This window comes from Microvirga flocculans ATCC BAA-817 (assembly GCF_000518665.1).
Lineage (GTDB): Bacteria > Pseudomonadota > Alphaproteobacteria > Rhizobiales > Beijerinckiaceae > Microvirga > Microvirga flocculans.
Window position 1 is genome coordinate 536,533 of the sequence record NZ_JAEA01000001.1, and the last position, 13,643, is coordinate 550,175.

At 62.2% G+C, this 13,643-nt stretch carries 14 protein-coding genes; 5 read left to right on the plus strand and 9 right to left on the minus strand.

The genetic code is table 11. The features are described from left to right. Position 1: 1 nt before the first annotated feature. The 9 genes from L879_RS0102585 to L879_RS24450 form a co-directional block, all read right to left on the minus strand. Complete coding sequence (locus tag L879_RS0102585; protein WP_027314748.1) at positions 2 to 1,918, minus strand: potassium transporter Kup; 1,917 nt, start codon at positions 1,916 to 1,918, stop codon at positions 2 to 4. Next, a complete protein-coding gene (locus L879_RS0102590) occupies positions 1,919 to 2,437 on the minus strand; it encodes a hypothetical protein (RefSeq protein ID WP_027314749.1) in 519 nt (172 codons plus the stop codon). Between the two features lie 125 nt (positions 2,438 to 2,562). Further along, positions 2,563 to 3,255 (minus strand): response regulator, encoded by a 693-nt coding sequence (locus L879_RS0102595; protein ID WP_027314750.1) that lies wholly within the window; start codon positions 3,253 to 3,255, stop codon positions 2,563 to 2,565. Beyond that, complete coding sequence (locus tag L879_RS0102600; protein WP_027314751.1) at positions 3,252 to 5,933, minus strand: DUF4118 domain-containing protein; 2,682 nt, start codon at positions 5,931 to 5,933, stop codon at positions 3,252 to 3,254. Before L879_RS0102600 ends, L879_RS0102595 begins: the two co-directional genes overlap by 4 nt. A 46-nt stretch (positions 5,934 to 5,979) precedes the next feature. Next, a complete protein-coding gene (gene kdpC / locus L879_RS0102605) occupies positions 5,980 to 6,579 on the minus strand; it encodes a potassium-transporting ATPase subunit KdpC (RefSeq protein WP_027314752.1) in 600 nt (199 codons plus the stop codon). 12 nt (positions 6,580 to 6,591) lie between these two features. Further along, positions 6,592 to 8,649 carry a potassium-transporting ATPase subunit KdpB gene (gene kdpB, locus L879_RS0102610; protein ID WP_027314753.1) on the minus strand — a complete coding sequence of 686 codons (2,058 nt, stop codon included), beginning with the start codon at positions 8,647 to 8,649 and terminating at the stop codon, positions 6,592 to 6,594. 10 nt (positions 8,650 to 8,659) lie between these two features. Then, positions 8,660 to 10,369, minus strand: coding sequence for a potassium-transporting ATPase subunit KdpA (kdpA, locus tag L879_RS0102615; RefSeq protein ID WP_027314754.1), 1,710 nt, complete (start codon positions 10,367 to 10,369; stop codon positions 8,660 to 8,662). A gap of 12 nt (positions 10,370 to 10,381) precedes the next feature. Then, positions 10,382 to 10,471: a K(+)-transporting ATPase subunit F gene (kdpF, locus tag L879_RS20170; protein WP_035458373.1), complete on the minus strand. Its 90-nt coding sequence runs from the start codon at positions 10,469 to 10,471 to the stop codon at positions 10,382 to 10,384. Positions 10,472 to 10,484: 13 nt separating this feature from the next. Continuing rightward, positions 10,485 to 10,613 (minus strand): hypothetical protein, encoded by a 129-nt coding sequence (locus L879_RS24450; protein ID WP_275944438.1) that lies wholly within the window; start codon positions 10,611 to 10,613, stop codon positions 10,485 to 10,487. Between the two features lie 446 nt (positions 10,614 to 11,059). Here L879_RS24450 and L879_RS0102630 point away from each other — a divergent pair, with 446 nt between their 5' ends. The 5 genes from L879_RS0102630 (at position 11,060) to L879_RS0102650 (ending at position 13,022) form a co-directional block, all read left to right on the plus strand. Beyond that, positions 11,060 to 11,440 carry a hypothetical protein gene (locus tag L879_RS0102630; RefSeq protein ID WP_027314755.1) on the plus strand — a complete coding sequence of 127 codons (381 nt, stop codon included), beginning with the start codon at positions 11,060 to 11,062 and terminating at the stop codon, positions 11,438 to 11,440. A gap of 135 nt (positions 11,441 to 11,575) precedes the next feature. After that, entirely contained in the window at positions 11,576 to 11,776 is a 201-nt protein-coding gene (locus tag L879_RS0102635; RefSeq protein WP_027314756.1) for a hypothetical protein, read from the plus strand. A gap of 33 nt (positions 11,777 to 11,809) precedes the next feature. Next, positions 11,810 to 12,196, plus strand: coding sequence for a hypothetical protein (locus L879_RS0102640; protein ID WP_027314757.1), 387 nt, complete (start codon positions 11,810 to 11,812; stop codon positions 12,194 to 12,196). A gap of 5 nt (positions 12,197 to 12,201) precedes the next feature. Beyond that, entirely contained in the window at positions 12,202 to 12,339 is a 138-nt protein-coding gene (locus L879_RS23470; protein WP_154664051.1) for a hypothetical protein, read from the plus strand. A gap of 191 nt (positions 12,340 to 12,530) precedes the next feature. Next, entirely contained in the window at positions 12,531 to 13,022 is a 492-nt protein-coding gene (locus L879_RS0102650; protein WP_154664052.1) for a hypothetical protein, read from the plus strand. Positions 13,023 to 13,643 lie beyond the last annotated feature (621 nt).

Consider the following 13,643-nt stretch of genomic DNA (forward strand, 5'->3'; position numbering starts at 1 on the left):
TTCAGACCGTGACCTGGGTGCCGACCTCGACCACGCGTCCAGTGGGGATCTGAAAGAAATCCGTGGCGTCACTGGCCGACTTGGAGAGGCTGATGAACAGCTTGTCCTGCCAGAACGGCATGCCGCCATGAGCGGACGGCCGGATCGAGCGGCGCGAGACAAAGAATGAGGTCGTCATGATGTCGAACTTGAAGCCCTGCTTGCGCAGAAGCGCCAAACCACGCGGGATATTGGGCGTCTCCATGTAGCCGAAGCTCATGGTCGCGCGCCAGAACGAATCGCCGAGAGGCTCGATATGAACGCGCTCCTCGTCAGTGACGCGGGGCGTGTCCTCGGTTCTTACGGTCAGGATCACGTTCTGCTCGTGCAGGATCTTGTTGTGCTTGAGGTTGTGCATGAGAGCGGAGGGGGCGGTCTCGGGATCGCTCGTCATGAAGACGGCGGTGCCCTTGACCCGGTAGGGCTGGCTCTTATGCAGCATGCCGATGAGTTCGTTAAGGGGAACATCCGCTTTGCGGGTTTTCTCGAACAGGATGCGCGTGCCGCGTCGCCACGTCAACATGAGCGTAACCAACAGCGCACCGACGAGCAGAGGCATCCAGCCGCCCTGCGGGATCTTCAGGGCATTGGCCGCCAGGAAGATCGTGTCGATGATCAGGAACGGCGCGATGACACAGGCAGCAAGCCACGCCGGCCACTTCCAGAACCGCCAGACGACGAAGAAGGCCATGATGGCGGTCACCACCATCGTGCCCGTGACGGCAATGCCATAAGCGTGAGCCAGAGCGCTCGAACTCTTGAAGGTGATCACCAGTAAGAGAACAGCGAGCAGCAGCATGTAGTTCACCTTGGGGACGTAGATCTGGCCTTTCTCGGTCTCTGACGTCCAGCGGATCTCCATGCGTGGCAAAAGCCCGAGCTGGATCGCCTGCTGGGTCAGGGAGAAGGCGCCCGTGATCACCGCCTGGCTCGCGATGATGGTGGCGATGGTCGCCATGACGACCATCGGCAGCAGCGCCCATTCCGGGTAGAGCAGGAAGAACGGATTCTCGATCTTGGCCGGATCGGCGAGCAGCAGCGCGCCCTGTCCGAAATAGTTCAAGGCAAGGCACGGCAGGACGAAACCGAGCCAAGCGAGCTGAATCGGCCGCCGCCCGAAATGGCCCATATCGGCATAGAGCGCCTCCGCGCCGGTGACGGCGAGGAACACCGCCCCGAGGGCGAACAGGCCCGCCGTGCCATGCGTGGCGAGGAAGACGATGCCATAGGTCGGGCTGATCGCGGCCAGGATGCGGGGCTCGTCCGCGATGTGGAGCAGCCCGCCCAAAGCCATGAGCGCGAACCACAGCGCCATGATCGGGCCGAAGAAGGCCGCGACGCGCGCGGTGCCATGGCTCTGCACCGCGAAGAGACCGATCATGATGACGCCGCTGAGCGGCAGGACATAATGCTCGAAGGTAGGGTTGACGAGGGTCAGGCCTTCGATGGCCGATAGCACCGAGATGGCGGGGGTGATGATGGCATCGCCATAGAACAGAGCAGCGCCGATCATACCCAGCAAAGTGATGACGAGGATGTTGTGACCCATGGCTTTTTGGGCCAGCGCCATGAGCGTCAGCGTGCCGCCCTCGCCGTTGTTGTCCGCACGCAGAATGAAAATCACGTATTTGACTGTGACGATGAAGATCAGCGCCCACAGGATGAGCGAGACGATGCCGAAGACCATCTCACGCGTCACGACACCGCCCGCAGCGGCGGCGGAGAGGGATTCCTTTAGGGCATAAAGAGGGCTCGTGCCAATGTCGCCATAGACGACCCCGAGCGTGCCCAGCGTCAGCAGCCAGAAGCTGGAGCCTTGATGGGTCGAAGGAGCTTCCGCCTCCGCTGAACGGGATTGGGTCGGGGCCGGAACACTCATTTATCGATCCGCCTGATGCGTGATTGGACCCGCTCCGACATTCTCCATCCGTCTGAACGGGGTGACATTGCTTGGGGCTCGCCCTTGCATCTTGAGAATTTGGGCCTGAACGAGAGCGCCCATGGTCGCGAGGGCCGGATGATCGTGCTGGAACTCGGCCACATCCTCGATCCAATTGATCGCCAGGCCGCGCACGCAAATCGCGCAGTTCCATCGCTGGTCGTCGCAGGACAGGCGGTGGATCGACCAATCGGGCAGTTCCCATCCGATCAGCCAGAATCCGAGGTCAAGCCAGGCTTGCGCTTCGATCAACCGCTTCACGGCATCGTTGGGTCCGATCGCCGACTGAAGGCGGGGACAGGCATGTTGCAGCAGCTCTGCCACAAGGTCAGCCGTCGGCTGAGAGGCCGCCTCGATCCGTGACAGGAGAGTACGGCGCTCACGTTCCAGGTTTTGCCTCGCGAGATTTTGTTTCGGCCACATCTTGGCGATCCCAACAGACAGGAACGCGATTGGCATCTTAACCCAACCGAACAATGCGTCCTGACCCTTTGGGTCACACATGGTCAGATTGGGATAAATATTCGATTGGGAAGTCGAGAGCTCGTTATAAAGGCCGTATAAAGATCCTGCTTCGAAGGGACCTAGACCGTATCGATCAGGCGGTAGCCGATTCCAGGCTCCGTTAGAAGAAAGCGCGGATCGGAGGGGTTGGGCTCGATCTTCTGCCGGAGCTGGCCGACATAGACCCGTAGATATTGCGTGTCGTTCTCGTGGGCCGCACCCCAGACGGCTGTTAGGATCTGCTTGTGCGTCACCACCTTACCCGCGTGGCTCGCCAGAAAGGCGAGGAGATCGAATTCCTTGGGAGTGGCGCTCACATCTGCTCCCTGTAACGTCACGCGACGCCGGGGAATATCGATCTCCAATCCTCCCACGCTCAAAACCGGGGTCTCGCCCTTGCGCTGCATGCGGTGGCGCAGAGCCGTGCGCAGGCGAGCCATGAATTCGCCCATGCCGAACGGCTTGTTGACGAAGTCGTCCGCGCCGAGGTCGAGGGCGGCGATCTTCTCGGCCTCGCGGTCACGGGCAGATAGCACGATGATCGGCACATCGGACCATTCGCGCACACGGGCGATCACCTCCTTGCCGTCCATGTCGGGAAGACCGAGATCGAGCACGACCACATCGGGAGCATCCCCTGCGATGCGCCTCAGGCCTTCGGCCGCCGTTCCCGCGCCGACCGCTTCATAATCGTTCGCTTCTAGAGCCGGCTTGAGGAAACGGAAGATCGCCGGTTCGTCATCGATGACGAGCACCCGCGTCGGGCTGGTCATGGCTTTGTCTCCTTCAGTGGCAGCCGGACCGAGATGCGTGTACCGTGACCGTTCGCGACCGGGCTTTCGGCAGCAATCGATCCATTATGGGCACCGACGATCCCTTTCGCGATGGCAAGTCCCAGTCCTGTGCCTTCGCCCCCGTCGCCATCCTGTTCGCGGCCACGGACAAACTTCTCAAAAACCTTAGGGAGCAGCGTTGAGGAGATGCCCGGTCCATTGTCCGTCACGGAGAGCACGATCTCACCCCCCTCCTGATGGGCCGCAAGTTCGACTCGCGCCTCCGGTCCCGCATAGCGGATGGCATTGCCGACGATGTTGGCAAGGGCCTGGTCGAGCAGAGAAGGATCGGCCAGGACGAAGGGAATGTCCGGCTCGACGACAACCCGGAAGCCTTGCGTCGCCCCCCGTCGTTTCGCGAGAGCCACGACTCTGTCGAATGCCTCCCGGACATCGACCCAATCGCGGCGAAGCTCAAGGGCTCCTGCCTCGACGCGGGTCATCGAGAGCAGGTTGCGGACCATCCGGTCGAGATGCTCCGCCTCGTCCTTCACCTGATCGAGCAGATCCTGCCGCGCCCGTTCCGGCATTCTCGGCCCGTAGTCGATGAGGCTGGTCGCCGCTCCGAGGATCGACGCGAGAGGCGTGCGGAAGTCATGGCTGATCGAGGTCAGCAGTGTATTGCGGACTCGTTCCGTCTCGGTCGCGGTATGAGCCGCCGTGATCTCCCGTGCCAGCCGTGCCCGCTCCATGGCTGCAGCCGTCAGCTCTGCCACGGTTTCGGCGAGGGTCCGGGCTTCCGAGTCGAGCATGTTTCCATCGAGCGCGAGGCCCATGACTCCGACACAGCCATGGGGGGAGCGCAGGGGCAGAAAGAGCCAGCGGGCTGACGGCAGCGTTCCCGTCCCGGCACCCGCCGCCTCGTCCTTCTCGTAAGCCCAGCGCGCTGCCGAGGCCGAAGCGGTATCCAGTTCATCTTCCGGTGGCCAGGAGGCTGCAAGCTCGAGTTTATCGCCCTGCGGCAGGAGGATAGCTGCCGGCCGATGGAGATAGCCGTTCAATTCGACGACGGCTCCCTCGGCGACCGCATTGGCATCGGGGAAGCTGGACAGCCTGCGGGTGAACTCGTAGAGCCGCCGCGTCGCCCGCGCCCGGCTGACCGCAGCCGCAGCCTGCTCCCGCGCCCGTCCGGCAATGGCCGAGGTCAAAACGGCAGCGCCCAGGAAGATGAAGAGCGCAAGCAGCTCGTGCGGACGGGCGACCGTGAAGGTGTAGACCGGATCGATGAAGAAGAAATTGTAGCCGAGGAACGACAGGATCGAGCTGAAGACGGCAGGCCAGATGCCGAACCGGACGGCGGCAAACAGCACGGCGACCAGGAAGATCATAGAGACATTCGGCAGCGAGACTACGGAGGTCATCGCCAGCCCGACGACGATAGCCGCAGCAACGGCAAGGGCCGACCACAGGAAAGGAGCCCACGACTGGCTGACCTCCATCCGTGGGAGACGGTTCCACCATCGCACCTTTCGGGCCTGCGCGTCCTTGGCGGTCACGACGTGAATGGCGATATCCTCGGCATGATGGACCAGTTGGTGGGGCAAGGAATGCCCGACAAGTTCGGACCACAAGCCGCCACGGGATCGTCCTACCACGATCTGGGTGACGTTCTCAAACCGGGCGAACCGCAGCAGTTCCTGAACCATGTCGCCTGCGACGAGGGTCTTGGCCTCTTCGGCACCCAGGCGCTCGGCTAGCTGGAGCGTTTCATCGATGCGCCGCCGCTCCTCGCTCCCGAGCAACACGCCCGGCCTCTCCACGGTCACGGCAAGCCAGGGCGCACCGATCGCTTCGGCCAACCTTTTGGCATGACGCACCACCGCCGGCGAGCTCTCGTCGGTGCCGACACAGACCAGGATGCGCTCTCCGGCCGCCCAGGGTCCTTCAAGTCCGCTGCTCTGCATCCGTTCGAGCAGGTCGCTGTCGATGCGCTCAGCGGCCCGGCGAAGGGCCAGCTCGCGCAGGGCAACGAGGTTGTTGGGACGGAAGAAATTGTCGACGGCGCGAGCCGCCGTGTCCTGAACATAGACCTTACCCTCGGCCAGCCGCTTGAGGAGCTCGTCCGGCGGGAGGTCGACGAGAACCAGCTCATTCGCCTCGTCGAACACCGTATCGGGCACGGTCTCGCGCACGCGAACCCGCGTGATGCGCTGGACGACGTCGTTGAGGCTTTCGAGATGCTGGATGTTAAGCGTCGTCCAGACATCGATCCCTGCCGCCAGCAGCTCCTCGATGTCCTGCCACCGCTTCGGATGACGGCTGCCAGGGGCATTGGTGTGAGCATATTCGTCGACGAGAATGAGCCGAGGGTGGCGCTGAAGCGCGACATCAAGATCGAATTCCTGCACCATCCGGCCGCGGTATGGAACGGATAGGCGGGGCAAGATCTCGAAGCCCTGGAGAAGGTCCTCTGTTTCCTGACGCCCATGGGTCTCGACGAGGCCGATCACCACATCCGTCCCGCCCTCTCTTGCCGTCCGGGCGGCCTGGAGCATGGCATAGGTCTTTCCAACGCCGGGGGCCGCCCCCAGAAAAATCTTGAGGCGGCCGCGACCTTCGCGGTTGGCGAGGGTGAGAAGCGCGTCCGGGGACGCACGGGGCGTCTCGGTCAGAGCCATCAGGACGGAGCCTCCGCTATTTTACGATCAGCCATTGCGGCCCCCCTCAAGAACCCAGTTTGTCGAGCGCGCGGTTGACCCGCAGAACATTGACCCGTGGTTCTCCAAGGAGGCCGAAGGTTCTCCCCTCCGTTGCAGTTTCGATGACCTGTCGCACCTGAGCCTCGGACATGTTTCTGGCTGAGGCAATTCGAGCGACTTGAGCCTTCGCGAAGGCAGGAGAGATATGCGGATCGAGGCCGCTGCCGGACGTGGTGACGGCATCGCCCGGTATCTGTTGCGACAAGCCCGCCTTGCGCCAGGCCTCCGAGGACGCTGTCAGACGATCCGCCAGTTTCGAGGAGGTCGGCCCCAGGTTGGAGCCGGTCGAGGCCGCCGCGTTGTAGGGCGCATCCACGGTCTTCGTTGGATCTGTCGGATCGGCGGCGCTCGTGGCGGAGGGCCGGGGCCAGAAATAACGGTCGGACGTAAAGGCCTGCCCGATCAGATCGGATCCAATGATGCGGCCATCTCTTTCGACAAGGCTTCCATTGGCCTGTGCGGAAAAGAAAGCCTGTCCGATGCCCGTAACGGCGAAGGGATAGGCAAGTCCCGTCAGGGCTGTGAACAGCAGGAGCAGGACAAGTGCGGGTCGAAGGTAAGACATATCGGCCTCCTTTTAAGCCCAGCCAATTGCAGTGACGGCAAGATCGATGATCTTGATGCCGATGAAGGGTACGACGAGCCCGCCAAGACCATAGACCAGGAGATTGCGGCGGAGCAGGGTCGCTGCGCCGAGCGGCCGATAGGAAATGCCACGCAGCGCCAGCGGGATCAGCGCGATGATGACGAGCGCGTTGAAGATCACCGCCGACAGGATGGCGCTCTGCGGCGTCGACAGCTCCATGACGTTCAGCGTGCCGAGTTCGGGAATGGCGGCCACGAACAGGGCCGGAATGATCGCGAAGTACTTCGCCACGTCGTTCGCGATGGAGAACGTGGTCAGCGACCCGCGCGTCATCAGGAGCTGCTTGCCGATGCCGACGATCTCGATGAGCTTGGTCGGATTGGAGTCGAGATCCACCATGTTTCCGGCCTCGCGGGCGGCCTGCGTGCCGGACTGCATGGCAACGCCGACATCGGCCTGCGCCAGAGCCGGGGCATCGTTCGTGCCGTCGCCGCACATGGCCACGAGGCGGCCTTCCGTTTGCGCACGGCGAATGTAGTCGAGCTTGTCCTGCGGGGTCGCCTCGGCGATGAAGTCGTCGACGCCGGCCTCCGAGGCGATGGCCGCCGCCGTCACCGGGTTATCGCCGGTCACCATGACGGTACGGATGCCCATGCGGCGCAACTCCGCAAAACGCTCCTTGATGTCGGGCTTGACCACGTCCTTCAGGTGAATGACGCCGAGCAGCCTGCTTCCGTCGGTCAATCCAAGCGGGGTTCCGCCCGAGCGGGCAATGCGATCCACGGCAGCGGCGAAACCTGCATCGGAGACATTCCGGCCGCTGGCATCGCGCACGAAACGGAGCACGGCATCGACGGCTCCCTTTCGCAAAGTGCGTGTGCCGAAATCGACGCCGGAAAGCCGGGTTGTCGCAGAGAACTCGATGAATCGTGCATTCTCCGGAGACTGTTCCGGGGCTTTCACGCCATACTTCTCCTGAGCCAGCGCCACGATAGAGCGGCCCTCCGCCGTCTCGTCCGCGAGGCTTGCCAGAAGGGCTGCCTCTGCCGCCTCCCGCTCGCTGACGCCGGATACCGGAATGATCTCGGAGGCCATGCGGTTGCCAAAAGTGATGGTGCCCGTCTTGTCGAGGAGCAGCGTGTCCACGTCGCCCGCGGCCTCCACGGCCCGGCCCGACATGGCCAGCACATTGAAACGGATAAGACGGTCCATGCCCGCGATGCCGATGGCCGAGAGAAGGCCTCCGATGGTCGTCGGGATCAGCGTCACGAGAAGCGCCACCAACACCGGGACCGGAACATCGGCGCCTGAATAGCGCCCCAAGCCCGCAAGCGTTACGACGGCGATCAGAAAGATGATCGTCATGCCTGCCAGGAGAACGTTGAGGGCGATTTCGTTCGGCGTTTTCTGCCGCTCGGCTCCCTCCACGAGAGCGATCATTCGGTCCAGGAACGAGGAACCGGATGCCGCCGTGATGCGGATGACGAGCCAATCGGAAATCACCGTCGTGCCGCCCGTGACGGCGGAGCGGTCGCCGCCAGATTCCCGAATGACAGGCGCGGACTCGCCTGTAATGGCGGCTTCGTTGACTGAGGCGATGCCTTCCACCACCTCGCCATCTCCGGGGATCAGGTCCCCGGCCTCGACCAGGACGTAGTCTCCGACCTCCAGGTCAAGGGCCGGGACGTTTGCATGCAGTTCCTTGCGTTCGGGGTCGTAAAGCCGCTTGGCGATGGTCTGCGTGCGCGCCTGACGCAAGGTGTCGGCCTGCGCCCGCCCTCGCCCTTCGGCCACGGCCTCCGCGAAATTGGCGAAAATCACTGTGAACCAGAGCCAGGCCGCGATCTGCCCGGTGAAAAACGCGGATGCGTCTGTCACGAGATCGCGGACGAACAGAACCGTCACCAGCAAGGCCACCACTTCCGTCACAAAGATGACCGGATTGCGGATAAGGTCGCCGGGATTGAGCTTCTTGACGGAGTCGAGAACCGCTTGGCGCAGGATCGCTCCATCGAACATCGAGATGGTTGGTTGACTATGTTTGCTCATGGAGCACCTGTCAGAATGTTTTGCCGGTGAGCATCATCACCTGCTCGGCAATGGGGCCGAGGGCGAGGGCCGGGAAAAACTGGAGGCCGCCGAGGATCAGGATCACACCGATCAACAGGCCGATGAACAGCGGTCCGTGGGTCGGGAATGTGCCTGTCGACGATTCAAGCTTAGTCTTGGCAGCCAGAGATCCCGCGATGGCCAGCATCGGCACGATGTAGGCGAAGCGGCCGAGCAGCATCGCAAGCCCGAGCGTCGTATTGTACCAGGGCGAGTTGGCGGTGAGCCCGGCAAAGGCGGAGCCGTTGTTGCCCGCCGCCGACGAGTAGGCATACAGGATCTCTGAAAGGCCATGAGGGCCTGCATTGAGCAGCCCGGCCAGGCCCTGCGGGATCACGGCGGCCACTGCCGAGAAGCCCAGGATCGCGGTCGGAAGGATCAGGACGGCCAGCATGGCCATCTTGACCTCTTTCGCCTCGATTTTCTTGCCGAGATATTCCGGCGTGCGTCCTACCATGAGGCCGGCGACAAATACGGCGATGATCGCCATCACGAGGATTCCGTAGAGTCCGGACCCGACGCCGCCAGGCAGGATCTCGCCGAGCTGCATCAGGAACATCGGAATGAGTCCACCGATGGGCGTGAAGCTCGCGTGCATGGCGTTCACCGCCCCGCACGACAGACCTGTGGTCACGGCGGCCCAGAGAGCCGATAGCGCCAGTCCGAAGCGGACCTCCTTGCCCTCCATATTGCCGTCCGCAGGGTTGATCCCAGCCTGATGCAGCATAGGCGTTCCGGCTGCTTCCGCTGCATAAGTGATCGCGATGCCTGCGACGAGCAGGACACCCATGACCCAGACCAGGGCGCGGGCCTGCCGGTTGTCCCCGACGAGGCGGCCGAAGGCGAAGACGATAGCGACCGAGATCACCAGCATCTGCCAGACCTGGACGAAATTCGTGAGTGCCGTCGCGTTCTCAAAGGGGTGAGCGGCATTCACGTTGAAGAAGCCGCCGCCATTGGTGCCGAGCTGTTTAATAGCGACCTGGCTGGCGACGGGTCCGAGGGCGATTGTCTGCTTCGCACCTTCGAGCGTTGTTGCGTCCACTGAGGAAAGCATGGTCTGCGGCATCCCGAGCGCCACCAGCAGAATGGCGGTGAACAGGGCCAGCGGGAGAAGGACGTAGAGGGTCGAGCGGGTCATATCGACCCAGAAATTGCCGACCGTATTCATCTTGGAGCGTGCAAAGCCTCGCACCAGCGCCACCGCCAGGGCAAGCCCCGTCGCGGCGGAGAGAAAGTTCTGAACCGTCAGCCCTGCCATTTGCGAGAAATGGCTCATGGTCGTCTCACCGCCGTAAGACTGCCAGTTCGTGTTGGTCACGAACGAGACAGCGGTGTTGAAGGCGAGGTCGGGGGAGAGAGCGCCGAAGCCTTGCGGGTTGAAGGGCAGGAAGCCTTGCAGCCTCAGGAGTGCGTAAAGCAGGACGAAGCCCGCCGCATTGAACAGGAGCATCGCCAGCGCATAGGCGCGCCAACCCTGCTCGCGGGCGGGATCGACGCCCGCCAACGCATAGAAGCTACGCTCGACAGGCCCGAGCACAGGCGAGAGAAAGGTGCGCTTGCCGGCGTAGACTTTGGCCATGAAGGCACCGAGCGGCATGGCCGCCAGCAGGACGGTCGCGAGAATGATGGCAATCTGAAGCCAGCCGTTGAGGGTCATCGGTCGGGCCTCCTAGAACCGTTCCGGCCTGAGCAGCGCCAGGACGAGATAACCGGCAAGACCAAGCGCAACGAGGCCGCCGAGGAGAAGATCGAGGGACATGGATGAGCCTCCCTCAAAGCCGCTCGGCCGCGCGGGCATAGAGCGCCATGAGCGCAAAGAACCCGAGGCCGAGGAGGAGATAGACAAGGTCGTACATGACAGCACCCTCAAGTGAGTGCTGAACGCTACCTCCGGAGGCCATCAAATCTCGATCGGGAAATGTGGCCCAGAACATAAAGACGGCATAAAAGCCGCTTTAGACCGACACGAGAACAGCATCCATCGCGGTCCGATCCAGAGATCGCCCATCGGTGTCAAAGCGAACATTCGGGAGGTCTGCCCGGGGTCAGGTAGTGAAATTCATTCACTGACAGGGGCATCCGATGTTCCGGTCCAAAGCGGACGTTCATCCCCCGTCCGAAACCCTTCACACACCGAGAATTTCGGAGGTTCTTTGCAGAGGTCGGCTCCCACAGATTTTCCGGACCCTCCGGCCCAGACCGTTAGGTCTCCCTTAGAGGGGCTACGGGTGTAAGAACTCATCTTTTGAGAGGTGTCTGAAGGCCTCGTCAAAATTTTTTCTCCTGTCCGGGAACTTTTCTCAAATCCTCGACCTCATGTGGGGGGCAAGACCAACAGGAGTGCTCTTTGACCTCACGACGCCAGCATCCTAAGCCCTTCGACTACGGGCACATTTCGATCGCAGACAAGGAGGCTCTGCGCGGCTGCGCCTCCGCCATCGCTGTGATTGCCAGGAAGACCAACCTCCAGATCCTCGAGCGAGCCAAGGCATTGGTGCCTCGTGGATTCGAGAAGTGGGTGTCCCGGGAGTGTCAGATGTCGCCCAAAACGGCGGGAAACTACCTCAGGATTCACCAGCGCTTCGGCAGCCGGCGCGACAGCATCGCGGATCTGGGCATTAAGCCCACCACGCTGGTCAAGCTGGCGACCGCGCCGGATGAAATCGTTGATGAGGTGTTCAGCCGGATGGAGGCCGGGGAGCCTCTAATCGGCCGTGATGTCGAGTAGATCCTCCGTGCCGCTCGTACTTCCAAGGCAGCACGGAGCCAACGGGCGGAGGATGCCCACGCACCTGGGCGGAAGGGACTGCTAGCTTTCCTGAACGGGTGTGTGCGGACGAGCGTCAACGAGTGGATGGAACACTTGACAGCGCTTCATGCCAAGGTCGAGGCGGCGATGCCTGGCGAGAAAGCCAAGAAGCGCTTCCACAAGGGGAAGTTCGTGAAAGCTGTTGCCTGGGAGGCGACGTGGCTTCGAATCGAGCTGCAGCGCATGTCCGGCTGCTGCTTCTGGAACAAGGCAGGCGAGTACATTGGCAAAACCTGGAAGGATCGCCTCCAGTGACCGGAGGGGCAGTGGAAGGACGTCAACGATGCCTTGACCACGCTCGAACGGAGCGAAACTATCAAGGTCGATGACCTCGTGAGCGCCCTTCGCTCCGAAATCCTTCCCGCACTGGGATGGGCTTTGGGACGTGATCCGGTTCTGTCTGAGGACGGGCAAGCACTCCCGCCCGAGTTCGTGCGTGAGATGGATCGGTTGGGCATCGGGACCACCGAGGTCACGGCAGGGGGGCTCAACGGAGAACCCGACGACTCGGTTGCGGAGCCGGGCGCCTCGCTGGTAATCTCCTCCTATCAGGTTGAAACGGGCGCCTGTCTGACCAAGGAAGCCGATTCCATCGTGCTCCCGACTGATCTGATCGTGTCGGTCGGTCAGCCGATCGGTCCGGTCCCTGGCATTTCGAGTCCTGGAGCGTGGTGAACAGGATGTTCGAGGCCTTCCTCTCCATCCCGGACATAGCGGCGGCGCTCTCGCAGATCATAGTGGTCCGGCTCGTTGTCGTGTCGACCCAGCCCGCCCATTCCGACAGGTCCGGGAAGATCAATTCATTCCAGGTGCGGTAGGACCAGAAAGGCGAAAGGGGATTCTTGATCCGCATCGCATTCGACATGGCGCCGGGATCGGCGCCGAGGGGCAGGAACTCCTTTGTGATGCCCGCATGGACGCCCCGCCAGAGGCTCATGATGTCCCGGCGGCAGCGCGGGTCGTTGGGGCCGAACCATACGCTGGACTGGTAAGGCAGCAGATAAATGACATGGGGGCGCTCAATGCAGCCGTCCGGCAGCTCGAAACCCACGACGATGTGGGGCAGGCATGGCAGCTTGAGCTGTTCGATCTCGTACCGGAGCGCGTCCCAGGACGGGAACGTGATATCAAGGTCGATCCGGAAGACGCCGCGAACTTCCGAGTTCAGCACGATCCAAGGATTATCGAGGCTGAGCAGCTTCGAGTCGCCTTTGGTCATGATGTCCTTGGTGCGGCCACTCATGAGACGCGAGGTCCGTGGCGTAAGCTGGACGATGCGACGCAGGACATGGCTCTTGTCGGAGCGCAGTCCGATCTCGGTGAACGGCGTCCGGTACCGTCCGCCGATCTTCTCGCCGAAGCATTGGAAGCCGTCGGTCAGGCGCCGATGGACCAGATCGCGGCGCGACAGCACTCGCTCGGCGAAGAAGGTATCATCATCCTCGGTGCAGTGGGTTGGCGCCCTTCCTTAATCCCGGACATGACCTCGCGCAGCCACTGAGCTTCGGTCCAGCGTGTCTCGAACACGCGAACGCATTCAGGGACTGTATCGCGAGCGCGAAGGGTGGCTCCATGGCTTGGTGCGTCAACATTTTTGGCTTCAGGGGCAGAGGAGGGCGTCGACTGGCCGAGGGTATGTCCCGGCCTCCGAGTCACCGCAGGGACCCTCGCATCAAATTGACGAGGACGATGCCGACAAGCATTTTAATCACACTCCAGGAAGCGCCGGGGAGGGCCGCCACAGCCCAGTGATCCGGCGCTTTCCTATTGATGAGAACTGTCGGCGAAGCGAAGGACAAGCCCTATTCGGTAGGGAAAGCAATATCAGCCGACGTTCTATCGGTTCGACGTCTTATCTCCTACATCAAACGCATGACTTCACTACAGAATGCACCTCCGAGTAGGGAACTTGTGTAGTGGATTGCATCCCCACGTTAAGGCATCAGGACGTTGTGTAGCGTGGTAACTTCGAAATTTCATGGAGAAGCATGTTCATTTCAAAGTCCCCGTACGCTTCCCCTTCCGTTGCAGGGACGTGTCCCTGCATGTAGTCACGCGCTCCCGGGTCCATTTTTACCTTTCGGGCGATCGTCTTGAAGCGGTGCCGCCATGCATGGTTCGG

Excerpts from the sequence above, each read along its gene's own strand:
- L879_RS0102585 (WP_027314748.1), bottom strand. The coding sequence starts at position 1,918 with ATGAGTGTTCCGGCCCCGACCCAATCCCGTTCAGCGGAGGCGGAAGCT.
- L879_RS0102590 (WP_027314749.1), bottom strand. The coding sequence starts at position 2,437 with ATGCCAATCGCGTTCCTGTCTGTTGGGATCGCCAAGATGTGGCCGAAA.
- L879_RS0102595 (WP_027314750.1), bottom strand. The coding sequence starts at position 3,255 with ATGACCAGCCCGACGCGGGTGCTCGTCATCGATGACGAACCGGCGATC.
- L879_RS0102600 (WP_027314751.1), bottom strand. The coding sequence starts at position 5,933 with ATGGCTCTGACCGAGACGCCCCGTGCGTCCCCGGACGCGCTTCTCACC.
- kdpC (WP_027314752.1), bottom strand. The coding sequence starts at position 6,579 with ATGTCTTACCTTCGACCCGCACTTGTCCTGCTCCTGCTGTTCACAGCC.
- kdpB (WP_027314753.1), bottom strand. The coding sequence starts at position 8,649 with ATGAGCAAACATAGTCAACCAACCATCTCGATGTTCGATGGAGCGATC.
- kdpA (WP_027314754.1), bottom strand. The coding sequence starts at position 10,369 with ATGACCCTCAACGGCTGGCTTCAGATTGCCATCATTCTCGCGACCGTC.
- kdpF (WP_035458373.1), bottom strand. The coding sequence starts at position 10,471 with ATGTCCCTCGATCTTCTCCTCGGCGGCCTCGTTGCGCTTGGTCTTGCC.
- L879_RS24450 (WP_275944438.1), bottom strand. The coding sequence starts at position 10,613 with ATGGCCTCCGGAGGTAGCGTTCAGCACTCACTTGAGGGTGCTGTCATG.
- L879_RS23470 (WP_154664051.1), top strand. The coding sequence starts at position 12,202 with ATGTTCGAGGCCTTCCTCTCCATCCCGGACATAGCGGCGGCGCTCTCG.
- L879_RS0102650 (WP_154664052.1), top strand. The coding sequence starts at position 12,531 with ATGGGGGCGCTCAATGCAGCCGTCCGGCAGCTCGAAACCCACGACGAT.